Consider the following 15589-nt stretch of genomic DNA (forward strand, 5'->3'; position numbering starts at 1 on the left):
GAATGGATAAAGATGCGGTCGCTCCGGGGCACCGTCGGTGCCCTGACGTCGATATTCGTCGCCACTGCCGGCATTCAGGCGTTGTCGGCAGCCGCTGGCACCGTGGACGACGGCAGCCTCGGCGAGGACCCTCTGTTCGCTGCCTTCTTCGGCATCAACTTCGGCCAGATCGCGGCCGTGGCCTTCGGCGCGAGCGCCTTCGCCGCCGAGTTCCACAACGGCGGACTGCGCGTCTCCCTCGCTTCCGTGCCCAACCGCACCCGGTTCTACCTCTCCAAAGTGGCAGTGCTCGCCGCCGCGGCCTTTGTCGTCGGCCTGGCCGCGGGGCTCGCCTCCTTCGCGGCCGGGCAGGCGCTCGGCGGTGCGTCCACGGGCTGGGGCACGTCCGGCACCGGCCGGGCCATCGTCGGCAGCGGCCTGTACCTGATGCTGATGGCGCTGTTCGCGGCCGGCCTCACGGCGGTCCTGCGCAGCGGGACCCTCGTCCTGGGCCTGCTCATACCGCTGATCCTCGTGGTCTCGTTCGTCGTGGGCGGGCTCGTGGGCGGACCGGCGCAGTACCTGCCGGACCGGGCCGGGCAGATGGTGCTGCGAAGCGTGGAACACGGGTCGCTCGGCCCGTGGACCGGACTGGGGGTATGTGCGCTCTGGGCGCTCGCCGCGCTGGCGGCAGGCTGGCTGGCGATCCACCGCCGCGACGCCTGACGGGGCGTGACGACACGCCAGTTGTCAGTGGCGGCTCGGATACTGACGGCATGACCACGGCAGAGCATCTCGAGACCATCGACCGGCTCCGCGCCCAGGGGTTTCCGGAGACCAGGGTGCGGTCCGGGGCCGTGACCAGCGGTCCCGGCTACCACCTGGCCGAGCTCGGCCCGAGCCGCTGGTACGGGGACGAGGACGCGGCCGACCGCGCGGTGCACGAGGACCAACTGGCCGCGGAGTACGGGTCGCTGGTCCGGCGGCTGGAGGACCGGTGGGGTGCCTCCGACATGTTCGGCCTGACCGGGCTTCGGCTGGAGGAAGGGGGCGGGGAGACCGCGGAGCCCTGGCGGGAGATGATCGGCACCGCCGACCACCTGCACCTGTGGCGGGCCGGGAACCTGTGGGTCGCCGTGTACGCGGCCCATTGGGGGGCCGACCACTCGCCGCAGATCATGGCGGTGGTCACCGAGATCGACCCGCCGTAGCCCCCGCCGCCTGTACACGTACGGCCGGCGGGCGCTGGACGGCGGGCGGGGCCGGCTCCCGGTCAGGCGCCGTCGTCGGGTGCGGGGGATTCGGCGGCGGCACGGAGGCGGGCGAACTCCTCGGCCATGCTCTCCGCCGTCCAGTGGGCGTTGAGTCCGCTCGGGTTCGGCAGGGCCCAGATCCGGGTGCGCCCGATGGTCCGCTCCTGCGGGCCGATGGCGGCCCTCCGCTCGCCGAAGGCGGTGCGGTAGGCGGTGACGCCGACGACGGCCAGCCACTGCGGGCGCAGCCGCTCGACCTTGGCGGTCAGGATCCGGCCGCCCTCGACGAGTTCCTGCGCGGTCAGCTCGTCGGCGCGGGCCGTGGCCCGGGCGACGACGTTCGTGATGCCGAGCCGGTAGGCCGGCAGCTCCTCCTGCTCCGCCGGGGCCAGGCGGCGCGGGGTGAAGCCGGACAGGTGCAGGACCGGCCAGAAGCGGTTGCCGGGGCGGGCGAAGTGGTGGCCCGTCGCGGCGGAGAGGAGACCGGGGTTGATGCCGCAGAACAGTACGCGCAGACCGCCCGCGACCACGTCGGGGACGACGCGGTCGCGGGCGGCCCGGAGCTCCTCGGGGGTCAGAGGATCGACCCCGGGGTGTACCCGGCGGCCTCCGGGTACTGCTTGGCGATCTCCTCGACGCGGGCGACGATCGTCGCGACCTGGTCGCCGGCGGCTCCGGTGAAGGACAGCTTGTCGGCCATCAGGGCGTCGAGCTGGGCCCGGTCCAGCGGCATCCGGTCGTCGGCGGCCAGCTTGTCCAGCAGCTCGTTGCGCTCGGCGCCCTGCTCGCGCATGGCGAGTGCGGAGGCCACCGCGTGCTCCTTGATGACCTCGTGGGCGGCCTCGCGGCCGACACCCGCGCGCACCGCACCCATCAGGACCTTGGTGGTTGCGAGGAACGGCAGGTAGCGGTCCAGCTCGCGGGCGACCACGGCGGGGAAGGCGCCGAACTCGTCGAGGACCGTCAGGAAGGTCTCCAGCAGGCCGTCGAAGGCGAAGAACGCGTCGGGGAGCGCGACGCGGCGGACGACGGAGCAGGAGACGTCGCCCTCGTTCCACTGGTCGCCGGCGAGCTCGCCCGTCATCGAGGCGTAGCCGCGCAGGATGACCATCAGGCCGTTGACACGCTCGCAGGAGCGGGTGTTCATCTTGTGCGGCATGGCCGAGGAGCCGACCTGGCCCGGCTTGAAGCCCTCGGTGACGAGCTCGTGGCCGGCCATCAGCCGGATCGTCTTCGCGATCGAGGACGGCGCCGCGGCCAGCTGCACGAGCGCGGTGACCACGTCGTAGTCGAGGGAACGGGGGTAGACCTGGCCGACCGAGGTGAAGGCCTGGGCGAAGCCGAGGTGGGCGGCGATCCGCTGCTCCAGGTCGGCGAGCTTCGCCGCGTCGCCGCCGAGGAGGTCGAGCATGTCCTGCGCGGTGCCGACCGGGCCCTTGATCCCGCGCAGCGGGTAGCGGCCGATCAGGTCCTCCAAGCGGTCGAACGCGACCAGCAGCTCGTCGGCCGCGGTGGCGAAGCGCTTGCCCAGGGTGGTCGCCTGGGCGGCGACGTTGTGGGAGCGGCCGGCCATGACCAGCTCGGCGTGCTCGCCGGCCAGCCTGCCCAGGCGGGCGAGGACGGCGACCGTGCGGTTGCGGGCCAGTTCGAGGGAGAGCCGGATCTGGAGCTGCTCGACGTTCTCGGTGAGGTCGCGGGAGGTCATGCCCTTGTGGACGTGCTCGTGGCCGGCGAGGGCGTTGAACTCCTCGATGCGGGCCTTCACGTCGTGGCGGGTGACCTTCTCGCGCTCGGCGATCGAAGCGAGGTCGACGTCCTCCAGGACGCGCTCGTAGTCGGCGAGGGCGGCGTCGGGGACGTCGATGCCGAGGTCCTTCTGGGCGCGCAGCACGGCGAGCCACAGCCGCCGCTCCAGCGTGACCTTGTACTCGGGGGACCACAGGACGGCGAGCTCCGGGGAAGCGTAGCGGCCGGCCAGGACATTGGGGATGCGGGGCTTGGCTGTCACGTAAAGGGATTCTACTTGGGGAGGTGCTGTGCGTTTACGCAGGTCGGGACGCCGTCCCGGTTTGTGCCTTGCTACGAGGCCCGCTCGGCGGCGGCCGGCTCGTACGGGACCAGCTCCGGGCGCTTCGCGGGCAGGCCGTCCCCGGAGGAGCGGCCCGTCAGCCGGCGGCCGATCCACGGCAGCAGGTGCTGCCGGGCGAAGCTCAGGTCCTGCGAGCGCCGGGCCGCCCAGCCCGGCGCCACCGCGGGCGGCAGGCCCGCCCGCCAGTCCTCCTCGGCGGGCAGCCCCAGGGACTGCCACACCGCTTCGGCGACCCTGCGGTGCCCCTCCGCGGTCAGGTGCAGCCGGTCGACGTCCCACAGGCGCGGATCGCCGAGGACCTCCGCGCCGTACAGGTCGACGACGACGGCGCCGTGCCGGGCGGCGAGCTCCTCGACGATGCCGAAGAGCTGTTCCATCCGCGGGCGGAACCGCTCCATGACCGGGCCGTTCCGGCCGGGGGAGCGCATCAGCACGAGTGTCCGGCACGAGGGCGCCAGGATGCCGACGGCCTCCTCCAGGTGGCCGCGGACCCGGCCCATGTCGACCTTGGGCCGCAGGGCGTCGTTGAGCCCGCCGACGAGGGTCACCACGTCCGCCCGCATCGCCGCCGCGGCAGGGGCCTGCTCGGCGGCGATCTGGCCGATCAGCTTCCCGCGGACCGCGAGGTTCGCGTACCGGAAGCCCGGTTCGCGCGCCGCGAGCCGGGCGGCCAGCAGGTCCGCCCATCCCCGGTAGGAGCCGTCCGGGCGCAGGTCGGACATGCCCTCGGTGAAGGAGTCGCCGACCGCGACGAAGCTGGTGTAAGACGCATTGATCCCCATGGCGCTGCGAGCCTACCGCGCGGTAGCCCCGGGGTGCCGGGCACCCCGGGGCCAGGTCAGGCGGAGGCGGGGCGGCCGAACAGCTCGCGCAGGACGTCCTCCATCGTCACCAGGCCGGTCATCGCCCCGTCCGCGCCGAGGACGGCGGCCAGGTGCGTGCGGCTGCGCCGCATCGCGGTGAGGACGTCGTCCAGCGGGCTGTCCGCCCGGACCTGGGCGATGGCGCGCAGCGCCGCCACCGGGAACGGCTGGTCCCGCTCCGGCCCGTCCGCGTCCAGCGCGTCCTTGACGTGCAGGTAGCCCAGGATCCGGGCCTGCGCGTCGACCACCGGGAAGCGGGAGTAGCCCGAGGAGGCCGACAGCCCCTCCAGGCCCGCCGGGGTGATCCCCAGCTTGGCGGCGACGACCCGGTCCGACGGCAGGACGACGTCCCGGACGGGCCGGCGGCCGAGCTCCAGGGCGTCGTGCAGGCGCTCGCTCGCCCGGTCGTCGATCAGTCCGGCCTCGCTGGAGTCCTTGACGATCTGCGCCAGCTCGTCGTCGGAGAACGTCGCCGACACCTCGTTCTTGGCGTCGACCCGCAGCAGGCGCAGCAGCACGTTCGCGAAGGCGTTGATCGCGAAGATCACCGGGCGGAGCGCCCGGGTCAGCGCCACCAGGGGCGGCCCCAGGAGCAGGGCCGTCCGCACCGGCTCCGACAGCGCCACGTTCTTCGGGAGCATCTCGCCGAAGAGCATGTGCAGGTACGTCGCCAGGGAGAGCGCGATCACGAACGAGATCGCGTGGACCAGCCCCGAGGGCACGCCGACGAGCTCGAAGACCGGCTCCAGCAGGTGCGCGATGGCGGGTTCGGCAACCGCGCCGAGCACCAGGGTGCACAGCGTGATGCCCAGCTGGGCCGCGGCCATCAGCGCCGACACGTGCTCCAGGCCCCACAGGACGGACCGGGCCCGCCGGTCGCCCTGCTCGGCGTGCGGCTCGATCTGGCTGCGCCGGACCGAGATGAGGGCGAACTCGGCGCCGACGAAGAAGGCGTTCACGACGAGGGTCGCGAGGCCGATCAGGAGTTGCAGCAGGGTCATCGTGCGGTCTCCCCGCCCTCGTCGGCCGCGGCGTCGCGGGAGCCGTCCGGTGCGTGCAGCAGGACCCGTGCGGCCCTGCGCCCGCTCGCGTCGACCACGTCGAGCCGCCAGCCGTCCAGGTCCAGGCTGTCGCCGACGGTGGGGATCCGGCCGAGGCCGGTCGCCATCAGCCCGGCCAGCGTCTCGTACGGGCCGTCGGGCACGCGCAGCCCGATCCGCCGCAGCTGGTCGGTGCGGGCGGAGCCGTCCGCGGAGTACATCTCGCGCCCGGCGCCGTCCCGCCCGGCCGGGGCCAGGTCGGGGGTCTCGTGCGGGTCGTGCTCGTCGCGGACCTCGCCGACGACCTCCTCGACGATGTCCTCCAGGGTGGCCACCCCGGCCGTGCCGCCGTACTCGTCGATGACGACGGCCATCGTCTGCTTCCCGGACAGCCGGTCGAGCAGCCGGTCCACGGTCAGGGACTCCGGTACGAAGAGGGGGGCGCGCAGCAGCTGCGAGACGGGATGGCGGTGGCGCTCCTCGGCCGGGAGGGCGAGGACGTCCTTGATGTGGACGGTGCCCACCACGGAGTCGAGGCTGCCTCGGTAGACCGGGAAGCGCGACAGCCCGGTCGCCAGCGTCGCGTTGGCGACGTCCTCGGCGGTGGTCTGCACGTCCAGGGCCGTGACCTGCACGCGCGGGGTCATCACGTTCTCCGCGGTCAGGTCGGCCAGGTTGAGGGTCCGCACGAACAGCTCGGCGGTGTCGCGCTCCAGCGCGCCCTCCTTCGCCGAGTGCCGGGCGAGTGCCACCAGCTCCTGCGGGGTGCGGGCGGAGGCCAGCTCCTCGGCCGGCTCCATGCCGAGCCGGTGCACCATGTGGTTCGCGGTGGTGTTCAGGTGGCTGATGAACGGCCGGAAGATCCGGCTGAAGACGCGCTGCATCGTCGCCACGCGCTTGGCCACGGCCAGGGGGGAGGAGATCGCCCAGTTCTTCGGCACCAGCTCGCCGACCACCATCAGCACGACGGTCGAGAGGGCCGTGCCGAGGACGAGTGCGGTGGAGGAGGCGGCGCCGGGCGGCAGGCCCATCGCCTCGAAGGGGCCCTTGAGCAGGGCGGCGATGGACGGCTCGGAGATCATGCCGATGATCAGGCCGGTCACGGTGATGCCGAGCTGCGCTCCGGAGAGCTGGAAGGTCAGGCTGCGGACGGCGGACAGGGCGCTGTCGGCCCCGCGCTCGCCGCGCTCGACGGCCCGTTCGAGTTCGCTGCGCTCGACGGTGGTCAGGGAGAACTCGGCCGCCACGAACACCCCGCAGGCAAGGCAGAGCAGCAGCGCCACGACGAGCAGGAGTACTTCGGTCATCGGTCCGTCACCTCCGTTCCATGATCGGCCAGGAGGAGGGGCAGCGCGCGATGTCGGCTACTGGGGGGCTCGCCCATGGGCGGACGCTCACACCTTTCGTCGGGAGGGCGGGTCGGAACCGCCCGGGCGGCGGTTCGTCCGAGCCGCCGGACCGGGCGGGCACCCAGGGCCGCGGCTCTGCCCACCATGGTAAAGGATCGGCAAAGTGGCGTGGCCGCCCGTATACGGGAGCCCGCGCGCGGGGGCGGCCGGAACGGGCGGCCGCCACCGCCTCAGGCCGTGGCCGCTCCTCCGGCGGCCGCGGGGCCGGGCGCCCAGGCGGCCTGGAAGTCCTCCGCGGACCAGGTGCCCGACAGCGCCGGCGCGAGCCAGGCGGGCGCCGCCGCACGGAACTCCGCCGGAGCCAGCGCCCCGGACCGCTCCGGGACCGCGCCGAGCAGCGGCAGCCCCGAGGAGGACGGCAGGTCGGCCAGGTTGCAGCGGCAGGCCAGGTCGGGGGCGGCGGGCCAACTTCCCACCACGACACCGAGGGCGGACAGCCCGCGGGACCGCAGCGCCTCCGCGGTCAGCGTCGTGGCGTTCAGGGTGCCCAGCGAAGCGGGCGCGACGACCAGCACCGGAGCCCCGAGGAGCGCCGCCGCGTCGGCGAGGGTGCGGCCCGCCGGGTCGAAGCGGACCAGCAGCCCGCCCGCACCCTCCACCAGCACCAGGTCGTGCGCGGCGGCGAGCTTGCCCGCGGCCTCCGCGACCTCCTCGGGCGTCACGGCTGCCATACCGGCCCGCCGGGCCGCGGTGTCGGGGGCGAGCGGCTCCGGGTAGCGGGCCAGCTCGACGGCCGTCACGTGCGGGCCGGCCAGCCGCGCCGCCTCGGCCGCGTCCCCCGGAACTCCCGGCTCCAGGCCGGTCTGGGCGGGCTTCAGGACGGCGACGGAACGGCCCTCGGCGACGGCCGCGGCGGCGACCGCCGCCGTCACGACCGTCTTGCCGATCTCCGTACCCGTCCCGGACACCACGATCACGCCCATCTCAGCCCTCCCCGGCCGCAGCGCACACGGCGCGGCAGATCCGCGCCACGTCCTCGTCGCCCGTCACGAACGGCGGCATCGTGTACACGAGGTCGCGGAACGGCCGCAGCCAGACGCCCTCCCGCACCGCGGCAGCCGTCGCGGCCGCCATGTCCACCTCGTGGTCCAGCCGGACCACGCCGATCGCCCCCAGAACCCGTACGTCGAGGACGCCGGGCAGCGCCCGGGCCGGGGCCAGCCCCTCCAGGAGCCCGGCCTCGATCCGCTTGACCTCCCGCTGCCAGTCCTGGCCGAGGAGCAGCTCGATCGAGGCCAGCGCCACCGAGGCGGCCAGCGGGTTGCCCATGAACGTCGGCCCGTGGGCCAGGACCGGCACCTCGCCCCGGGAGATCCCGGATGCCACCCGCTCCGTGCACAGCGTGGCCGCGAGCGTGAGGTAGCCGCCGGTCAGGGACTTGCCCAGGCACATCACGTCGGGGGTGATGCCCGCATGGTCCGCGGCGAACAGGGCACCGGTGCGCCCGAAGCCCGTCGCGATCTCGTCCAGGACGAGCAGGACGTCGTACTCGTCGCACAGCTCGCGCAGGACGCGCAGGTAGCCGGGGCTGTGGAAGCGCATGCCGCCCGCACCCTGGACCACCGGTTCGACGATGACGGCGGCCAGCTCGCCGGCGTGCGCCGCGATCAGCGTGCGCAGGTGCGCCGCGTATGCCGGGTCGACGGGGGCGTCGAACCCGGGCGGCGGGACGTCCGCGAAGACCTGCTGCGGCAGCACGCCGGACCACAGCCCGTGCATGCCGCCCACGGGATCGCAGACGGCCATCGGCGTCCACGTGTCGCCGTGGTAGCCGCCGCGCCAGGTCATCAGCCTGGTCTTGCCGGCGCGGCCCAGGGAGCGCCAGTACTGCAGGCACATCTTGGCCGCGACCTCGACCGCGACGGAGCCCGAGTCGGCGAGGAAGACGTGCTCCAGGCCCTCCGGGGTGATCTCGACGAGCTTCGCGGCCAGCCGGACGGCGGGCTCGTGGGTGAGCCCGCCGAACATCACGTGCGACATGCGGCCGAGCTGGTCGGCCGCCGCCTCGTTCAGCACCGGGTGGTTGTAGCCGTGGATGGCCGACCACCAGGAGGACATGCCGTCGACCAGCTCGTCGCGGCCGTGTGCCGGCTGCGCCAGGCGCAGCCGGACGCCCGAGGCGGAGGAGACGACGAGCGGCTCCTGGCGCCCCGGCATCGGCCCGTACGGGTGCCAGACGTGCTGCCGGTCCAGCGCGAGCAGCTCGCCGGCGGTCAGCGGGGGGTGCCGGTCAGGCATTGGGCGCGAGGTCCGTTCCGGCGCCGCGGCGGCGCACCGCGACCAGGTCCGGGCGCACCGCGCCGGGCTCCGCCTGCGAGGGCGCGGCGGGTGCGGCCTCGGCGGCGGCCTCGGCGGTGTCCGCGTGGCCCGAGCAGCCGCCGCAGGCCGAGCCGCAACCGGCCTCGGCGGGCGCGGAACCGCACGGCCCGTGACCGGCCGCCGCACCCGCGGCCGCAGTGGCGGCCGCGACGTCGGCGCGGTGCGCGGGCAGGCTCGACGTGCCGGCGCCCTCCACCGTGAAACCGGCGTCCGCGATCATGTCGAGGTCGGCCTGGCCGGCCTGGCCCTCGCTGGTGAGGTAGTCGCCGAGGAAGATCGAGTTCACCAGGTGCAGCGCCAGCGGCTGCATGGTGCGCAGGTGGACCTCGCGGCCGCCCGCCAGGCGGACCTCGACGTCCGGGCAGACGAACCTGACCATCGCGAGGATCCGCAGGCAGCGCTGCGGGGTGAGGTTCCACTCCTTGGCGAGCGGGGTGCCCTCGAAGGGGATCAGGAAGTTCACCGGGACCGAGTCCGGGTCGAGCTCGCGCAGCGAGAAGACGACGTCGACGAGGTCCTCGTCGCTCTCGCCCATGCCCGCGATCAGGCCGGAGCAGGCGGACAGGCCGGCGGCGTGCGCCTTCTGCACGGTGTCGACGCGGTCCGCGTAGGTGTGCGTCTTGGTGATCTGCCCGTACGTCGCCTCGGACGTGTTGAGGTTGTGGTTGTAGGCGTCGGCCCCGGCGTCCTTCAGCCGCTCGGCCTGGCCGTCGGAGAGCAGGCCGAGGCAGGCGCAGACCTCGACGCCCTCGTTCTGCTCCTTGATCGCCTCGATGGTCTTGCCGACGCGCTCGACGTCCCGGTCCGTCGGGCCGCGGCCGCTCGCCACCAGGCACACGCGCTTGGCGCCGCCCGCGATGCCGGCCGCCGCGGCCGCCGAGGCCTCGTCCGGCTTCAGCCACGTGTACTTGAGGATCTCCGCCTTCGACCCGAGGCGCTGCGAGCAGTAGGAGCAGTCCTCGGGACAGAGCCCCGACTTCAGGTTGACGAGGTAGTTCAGCTTGACCCGGCGCCCGAACCACTGGCGGCGCACCTTGCCGGCCGCGGCCACCACGTCGAGCAGTTCGTCGTCGGAGGTCGCCAGCACGGCGAGCGCCTCTTCGCGGGTCGGCAGCTCACGCCGCAGCCCCTTGTCCACCAGGGTGTTCAGCAGGTCCATGACGCCGATCCTGGACCACGCGAGCACTCCCGGCCAAGGAGAGATCGCACAACATGGCCGGAACGGAGTGTGTGTATCGCCACACCTGGCACTCGAGTCGCGGCCGCTAGGGTCGGGCATCGTCTGTGGACAGCCGACAAACCGCGAGGACCCGAATGCCCCAGCACAGCCGCGAGGCCGACGCCCCCGCCGACGTGTTCGCCTGGATCGACGAGGCCGAGCGGGCCCGTGAACAGGCCGGACTGGTGCGGACCCTGCGGCCCCGCAGCGCCGCCTCGCCCCTGCTGGACCTCGCGAGCAACGACTACCTCGGCCTGTCCCGGCACCCGGAGACCGTCCGCGGCGCATGCGCGGCGGCCGAGGAGTGGGGCGCGGGCGCCACTGGATCGCGCCTGGTGACCGGCACGACCGCGCTTCATGCCGAGCTCGAGCGGGAGCTCGCCGACTTCTGCGGGTTCGAGGCCGCGCTGGTGCTGTCCTCGGGGTACGCGGCCAACCTGGCGGCCGTCACCGCGCTCGGCGGCCGCGGTGCGCTCGTCGCCTCCGACTCCGGCAACCACGCCTCGATCGTCGACGGCTGCCGTCTCTCCCGTGCCGAGACCGCGGTGATTCCGCACGCCGACCCGGAGGCCGCCCGCAAGACGCTGGCCGCGCACACCGGGCGCGCCCTGCTGGTCACCGACTCCGTGTTCTCCGTCGACGGGGACGCCGCCCCGCTCGCCGGCTACGCCGAGGCCTGCCGGGCCCGGGGCGCGGCGCTGGTCGTGGACGACGCGCACGGCCTCGGCGTCCTCGGCGAGGGCGGCCGGGGCGCCCTGCACGCGGCCGGGCTGGCGGGGGCGCCGGGGGTGGTGGCGACGCTGACCCTCTCGAAGTCCCTGGGGAGCCAGGGCGGGGCCGTCCTCGGCCCGGCCAAGGTGATCCGCCACCTGGTCAACACGGCCCGCACCTTCATCTTCGACACCGGGCTGGCGCCGGCCGCCGCGGGCGGGGCGCTGGCGGCGCTGCGGCTGCTGCGCCGTGAACCGGAACGGGCGGCCCGCGCCCGGGAGGTGGCCGCACTGCTGCACGGGCGGCTCACCGCGGCCGGCCTGGCCTCGGCCCGGCCCGACGCCGCCGTGGTGTCCGTACGGGCCCCCTCGGCGCCGGCGGCCCTGCAGTGGGCCGCGGACTGCCGGGAGGCAGGGCTGTCCGTGGGGTGCTTCCGGCCGCCGTCCGTCCCGGACGGCGTCTCGCGTCTGCGGCTGACGGCCCGCGCCGATCTCACGGGGGACGAGATCGAGCGGGCCGTCGGGGTGATCCTGCGGACCGCCCCCGCCGGGGCGGCGGACCTGCCGTAGCGGCGGGCCCGCCGGCGCCCGGCGGGCGCTGCGGTCAGGCGGGCGCTGCGGTCAGGCGGGCCCGTCCGCCCGTACGCCGGCGAGGAAGCCGTTCCAGGCGGGCCCGGTGAAGAGCACCGCCGGGCCGTCCGTCCGTTTGGAGTCGCGGACGGCCAGGAGGCCGCCGGAGAGCACGGCCGTTTCCACGCAGTTGTTCATTCCGGTGCTGCGGCTGCTCCGCCGCCACGTCGCGCTGATCAGAAGTCCGCCTGTGGAGAGGGGGGTTGCGGACACGGGGGTGCCTCCTTACGCGCCGTCAGCCAGTGAGCTGATGAGATCCGACGAGTCTTCGGGCGGGAGGGCGTGCGCCTGGATGGTGCGGAACGCGGCGCTGTACGCCTCGAGGTCTTCCTTCCGCTCCAGATAGAGGCTACTCGTCAAATGGTCGAGGACCACCACATCCAGATCGGCGATGTTCGGAAATGAGAAAATAACGAACGGTCCGGTCAGGCCGAGATGGCCCCCCACGCTGAACGGCAGCACCTGCAAACGCACTTGGGGCAGTCGTGCCACCGCCACCAGGTGCCTCAGCTGCGCCTCCATCACCCCCGGCCCCCCGATCTGCCGCCGCAGCACGGCCTCGTCGAGCACCGCGCTCAGCTCCAGCGGCGGATCGGCCCGCAGCACCGCCTGCCTGGCCAGACGTACGTCGACCAGCGCGTCCACCTTCGGCTCCGGCAGCCCGCCGAGCGCGGCCCGCGTCACCGCACGCGCGTACTCCGGGGTCTGGAGCAGCCCGGGCACCACGGACAGCTCGACCGTACGGGCCGAGCGGGCGCCGGCCTCCAGGCTGATGAAGTCCCGGTACTCCTGCGGCAGAAGGCCCCGGTAGTCGTGCCACCACTGCCGCTCCCGGCCGGTGCCGCCGCCCGGCCCCGGACCGGCCGCCGAGACCGACAGCGCCTCCAGCAGGGCCCGCTGCTCGGGGCTGACGACTGCCCCGTACGCGTCGAGCAGCAGCCGGATGTCCTCCGGTTTCACGCCACTGCGACCCGTCTCGATGCGGCTGATTTTCGACTGGTGCCACCCCACGATCCGGGCGGCCTCGCCGCTGGTCAGTCCCGTGCGGTCGCGCAGCGCGCGCAGTTCCTCTCCGAGCTTGCGCCGACGCACCGCGGGGCCATGCTGCATACCCGCCTCCTTCCACCGGCACAGCTCGCACCAGTCTGCCGTCCAAATACGCTCTTCCGTAGCAGAGTTCACCGCATCGGGCGACAGATATATGCGGATCCCGGGTGAACGGCCGCAGCGGCGGGACGATGGGTGGCACTCTGGCGTCCAGCACAGATCCGGGGCGGTCACGCCCCGGTGGGAAAGGGACCGTCGCCATGGCAGACCACCAGGAAGCATCCGTCACTCTGCCGAGCGAACCCGCCTCGGTCGCCGCCGCCCGCCGCCACGTCGCCGAGGTGCTCGCCGACTGGGGACTGCCCGACGGCGCCGAGACCGCCGACAGCGTCCGCCTGATCGTGTCCGAGCTCGCGACCAACGCGGTGCAGCACACCTTCGGGCAGTCGCCCACCTTCACGGTCGACCTCCGCCTGGAGCGCGAGGAGTGGCTCCGCGTCGGGGTCACCGACAGCCACCCCCGGTGGCCCCGGCGGCTCCCCGCCGCCGTCCAGCAGGACAACGGCCGCGGCATGGTCATCATCCGCTGGCTCACCGCGGAGGCCGGCGGCCGGCTCTCCGTCAGCCCCACCGAGGACGGCGGCAAGACGGTCTGGATCGCCCTGCCCTGGCCCGTCGGGGCCCACACCCCGGTCGGCCGCGGCAGCTGCTGACCGGCCGGGCGCACGAACCGGGTACCCGCCCGAAACATTCGTTAACGCAGCGGAAAAACGCACGCCCTAGCGTGGACCGCCCCCGGCCGCCGCGCCAACCCCCGCCCAACCCGCGGCAAAGGGGCGGTAGTCGGAGCGAAAAGCCTACGCCGCCTTCGGGAAAGAGCCGACCGGTTGGGGAAAGCGCCGGTCAACACCGGTGGCGCGGACCGCTACGGTCGTCCGGCGCCGTCGGCCCCCCGTCCCCGGAAGCTTGGTGATGACCCGTGCACCTGACCCCCCACGAGCAGGAGAGGCTGCTCATCCACGTGGCCGCCGACGTCGCCGCGCGGCGCAGGGCGCGCGGCGTCCTCCTCAACCACCCCGAGGCGGTCGCGCTGATCACCGCGCACGTCCTCGAAGGGGCCCGCGACGGCCGGACCGTGGCCGAGCTGATGGCCTCCGGCCGGACCGTCCTCGGCCGCGCCGACGTCATGGAGGGCATCCCCGAGATGATCCCCGACGTCCAGGTCGAGGCGACCTTCCCGGACGGCACCAAGCTCGTCACCGTCCACGACCCGATCGTCTGAGAGGGGCCGCAGCGTGATCCCCGGCGAGACCGTCCACGGCGACGGCCCGGTCCTCTTCAACGAAGGCCGCCCCATCACCCGCCTCACCGTCCTCAACGCCGCCGACCGGCCCGTGCAGGTCGGCTCCCACTACCATTTCGCCGAGGCCAACCCCGGCCTGCGCTTCGACCGCACCGCCGCCCGCGGACTCCGCCTCGACGTACCCGCCGGCACCGCCGTCCGCTTCGAGCCCGGCATCCCCGTCGAGGTGGCGCTCGTCCCCCTCGGAGGGCTGCGTATCGTGCCGGGGCTGCGCGGGGAGACCGGGGGGCCGCTCGATGGGTGAGCTCGGGCGCGCCGCCTACGCGGACCTCTTCGGACCCACCGCCGGCGACCGGATCCGGCTCGCCGACACCGACCTGTTCATCGAGATCGAGCAGGACCTCGCGGGCGGACCGGGACGCTCCGGCGACGAGGCGGTCTTCGGCGGCGGCAAGGTGATCCGCGAGTCCATGGGCCAGGCCCGCACCACGCGCGCCGAGGGCGCCCCCGACACGGTGATCACCGGCGCGGTCGTCCTCGACCACTGGGGCATCGTCAAGGCCGACATCGGCATCCGAGACGGCCTGATCTGCGGCATCGGCAAGGCCGGCAACCCGGACACCATGGACGGCGTCGACCCGGCCCTCGTCATCGGCCCCGAGACCGAGGTCATCGCGGGCAACGGCAGGATCCTCACCGCGGGCGCGGTCGATGCCCACGTCCACTTCATCTCCCCGACCCTCGCCGACGAGGCCCTCGCCTCCGGCGTCACCACCCTCGTCGGCGGCGGCACCGGCCCGGCCGAGGGCACCAAGGCCACCACCGTCACCCCCGGATCCTGGCACCTCGCCCGGATGTTCGCCGCGCTGGAGGCGTACCCGGTCAACATCGGCCTGCTCGGCAAGGGCAACACCACCTCCCGCGAGGCCCTGCACGCACAGCTGCGCGGCGGCGCGATCGGCTTCAAGATCCACGAGGACTGGGGGGCCACGCCCGCAGCCATCGACGCCTGCCTCGGCGTCTGCGAGGAGACCGGCGCCCAGGTCGCCCTGCACACCGACACCCTCAACGAGGCCGGCTTCGTCGCCGACACCCTCGCCGCAATCGCCGGCCGGACCGTCCACGCCTACCACACCGAAGGCGCGGGCGGCGGGCACGCACCGGACATCATCACCGTGGTCTCCGAGCCGTACGTGCTGCCCAGCTCCACCAACCCCACGCGCCCGCACACCGCCAACACGGTCGAGGAGCACCTCGACATGCTGATGGTCTGCCACCACCTCAACCCGGCCGTCCCCGAGGACCTGGCCTTCGCCGAGTCCCGCATCCGGCCCTCGACGATCGCCGCCGAGGACGTCCTGCACGACCTCGGAGCCATCTCGATCATCTCCTCGGACTCCCAGGCCATGGGCCGCATCGGCGAGGTCGTGATGCGCACCTGGCAGACCGCGCACGTGATGAAGCGGCGCCGCGGCTTCCTCCCCGGCGACGGCCCCGCCGACAACCACCGCGCCCGCCGCTACGTCGCCAAGTACACGATCAACCCGGCGATCGCGCAGGGCATCGCCCGCGAGGTCGGCTCCGTCGAGGCAGGCAAGCTCGCCGACCTCGTCCTGTGGCGGCCCGCCTTCTTCGGGGTCAAACCCGACACCGTCATCAAGGGCGGCCAGATCGCCTACGCGCAGATGGGCGACGCCAACGCCTCCATCCCCACCCCGCAGCCCGTGC

At 73.8% G+C, this 15589-nt stretch carries 17 protein-coding genes; 7 read left to right on the top strand and 10 right to left on the bottom strand.

Annotation, left to right across the window (positions count from 1 at the left end; translation table 11 throughout):
• The coding region (locus EF903_RS15480; protein WP_125543809.1) for an ABC transporter permease subunit at window positions 1–705 on the top strand (705 nt) is incomplete at its 5' end.
• A gap of 50 nt (window positions 706–755) precedes the next feature.
• The gene (locus EF903_RS15485; RefSeq protein WP_125543810.1) at window positions 756–1190 is read left to right on the top strand and encodes a hypothetical protein; all 435 of its coding nucleotides are present in this window, start codon (window positions 756–758) and stop codon (window positions 1188–1190) included.
• Between the two features lie 62 nt (window positions 1191–1252).
• Here EF903_RS15485 and mug read toward each other — a convergent pair whose 3' ends face one another.
• The 8 genes from mug to bioB all read right to left on the bottom strand — a co-directional run bounded on the left by mug (window position 1253) and on the right by bioB (window position 10111).
• Complete coding sequence (gene mug / locus EF903_RS15490) at window positions 1253–1810, bottom strand: G/U mismatch-specific DNA glycosylase (protein ID WP_125543824.1); 558 nt, start codon at window positions 1808–1810, stop codon at window positions 1253–1255.
• Window positions 1807–3240 (bottom strand): adenylosuccinate lyase, encoded by a 1434-nt coding sequence (purB, locus tag EF903_RS15495; protein WP_125543811.1) that lies wholly within the window; start codon window positions 3238–3240, stop codon window positions 1807–1809. Before purB ends, mug begins: the two co-directional genes overlap by 4 nt.
• A 71-nt stretch (window positions 3241–3311) precedes the next feature.
• Window positions 3312–4103, bottom strand: a complete 792-nt coding sequence (locus tag EF903_RS15500) for an SGNH/GDSL hydrolase family protein (protein WP_125543812.1) — start codon at window positions 4101–4103, stop codon at window positions 3312–3314.
• Window positions 4104–4159: 56 nt separating this feature from the next.
• Entirely contained in the window at window positions 4160–5185 is a 1026-nt protein-coding gene (locus EF903_RS15505; protein WP_125543813.1) for a hemolysin family protein, read from the bottom strand.
• Window positions 5182–6531 (bottom strand): hemolysin family protein, encoded by a 1350-nt coding sequence (locus tag EF903_RS15510; protein WP_125543814.1) that lies wholly within the window; start codon window positions 6529–6531, stop codon window positions 5182–5184. Before EF903_RS15510 ends, EF903_RS15505 begins: the two co-directional genes overlap by 4 nt.
• A gap of 272 nt (window positions 6532–6803) precedes the next feature.
• Window positions 6804–7556: a dethiobiotin synthase gene (bioD, locus tag EF903_RS15515; RefSeq protein WP_125543815.1), complete on the bottom strand. Its 753-nt coding sequence runs from the start codon at window positions 7554–7556 to the stop codon at window positions 6804–6806.
• 1 nt (window position 7557) lies between these two features.
• Window positions 7558–8871, bottom strand: coding sequence for an adenosylmethionine--8-amino-7-oxononanoate transaminase (locus EF903_RS15520; RefSeq protein ID WP_125543816.1), 1314 nt, complete (start codon window positions 8869–8871; stop codon window positions 7558–7560).
• Entirely contained in the window at window positions 8864–10111 is a 1248-nt protein-coding gene (gene bioB, locus EF903_RS15525) for a biotin synthase BioB (RefSeq protein WP_125543817.1), read from the bottom strand. The genes EF903_RS15520 and bioB overlap by 8 nt, the downstream gene beginning before the upstream one ends.
• A 155-nt stretch (window positions 10112–10266) precedes the next feature.
• On the opposite strand from bioB, the gene EF903_RS15530 reads away from it, so the two are divergent.
• Window positions 10267–11451 (top strand): 8-amino-7-oxononanoate synthase, encoded by a 1185-nt coding sequence (locus EF903_RS15530; protein ID WP_125543818.1) that lies wholly within the window; start codon window positions 10267–10269, stop codon window positions 11449–11451.
• Between the two features lie 51 nt (window positions 11452–11502).
• Here EF903_RS15530 and EF903_RS15535 read toward each other — a convergent pair whose 3' ends face one another.
• Complete coding sequence (locus EF903_RS15535; RefSeq protein WP_125543819.1) at window positions 11503–11724, bottom strand: DUF397 domain-containing protein; 222 nt, start codon at window positions 11722–11724, stop codon at window positions 11503–11505.
• 12 nt (window positions 11725–11736) lie between these two features.
• Window positions 11737–12621: a helix-turn-helix transcriptional regulator gene (locus EF903_RS15540; RefSeq protein ID WP_114056558.1), complete on the bottom strand. Its 885-nt coding sequence runs from the start codon at window positions 12619–12621 to the stop codon at window positions 11737–11739.
• A 197-nt stretch (window positions 12622–12818) separates the two neighbouring features.
• Here EF903_RS15540 and EF903_RS15545 point away from each other — a divergent pair, with 197 nt between their 5' ends.
• The 4 genes from EF903_RS15545 to EF903_RS15560 form a co-directional block, all read left to right on the top strand.
• Window positions 12819–13271, top strand: coding sequence for an ATP-binding protein (locus EF903_RS15545; RefSeq protein WP_125543820.1), 453 nt, complete (start codon window positions 12819–12821; stop codon window positions 13269–13271).
• A gap of 266 nt (window positions 13272–13537) precedes the next feature.
• Window positions 13538–13840 carry an urease subunit gamma gene (locus EF903_RS15550; RefSeq protein WP_125543821.1) on the top strand — a complete coding sequence of 101 codons (303 nt, stop codon included), beginning with the start codon at window positions 13538–13540 and terminating at the stop codon, window positions 13838–13840.
• A gap of 13 nt (window positions 13841–13853) precedes the next feature.
• Window positions 13854–14165 carry an urease subunit beta gene (locus tag EF903_RS15555; protein ID WP_125543822.1) on the top strand — a complete coding sequence of 104 codons (312 nt, stop codon included), beginning with the start codon at window positions 13854–13856 and terminating at the stop codon, window positions 14163–14165.
• Window positions 14158–15589, top strand: a 1432-nt coding sequence (locus EF903_RS15560; protein ID WP_125543823.1) for an urease subunit alpha, incomplete at its 3' end; no start/stop codon positions are given. The genes EF903_RS15555 and EF903_RS15560, both read left to right, overlap by 8 nt.

The organism is Streptomyces sp. WAC05292, assembly GCF_003949955.1.
Taxonomy (GTDB): Bacteria; Actinomycetota; Actinomycetes; order Streptomycetales; family Streptomycetaceae; genus Streptomyces; species Streptomyces globosus.